Genomic DNA, 459 nt, shown 5'->3' on the forward strand with positions numbered 1-459 from the left:
GCAGGCGGCGAGCGCCGTCNGCCCCGCCGGCAGTGGCGATGAGCGTCACTGGCGCCTGGCCCAGCTACCCAAGGCACAATCCGCCCTGATCTCGCTGGACCCATCCAGCGGCGCCATCGTGGCCCTGCAAGGGGGCTACAGTTTCTCTACCTCCAACTTCAACCGGGCCGTACAGAGCGAGCGCCAGGCCGGCTCCGTGTTCAAGCCGTTCATCTATACCTCAGCCATGGAAAACGGCTTCACCCCGGCCTCCATCATCAACGATGCCCCGGTGGTCTTTGACGACGACAAGCTGGAAACCGCCTGGCGCCCCACCGGTGCCAGCGGCAAGTTTTATGGCCCCACCCGCATGCGCGAAGCCCTGTACCGCTCGCTGAACCTGGTTTCCATCCGCATTCTTCGCCAGGTCGGCATCAGCCAGGCCATGGGCACCCTGAAGCGCTTCGGCCTGCCGGCAGA

At 65.5% G+C, this 459-nt stretch carries 1 protein-coding gene; it reads left to right on the forward strand.

Annotated features, from left to right (window positions below):
- On the forward strand, positions 1 to 459 hold a 459-nt coding region (locus tag A3754_RS24485; protein ID WP_255363163.1), incomplete at both ends, for a penicillin-binding transpeptidase domain-containing protein.

The sequence above is a fragment of the Alcanivorax sp. HI0083 genome, from assembly GCF_001635175.1.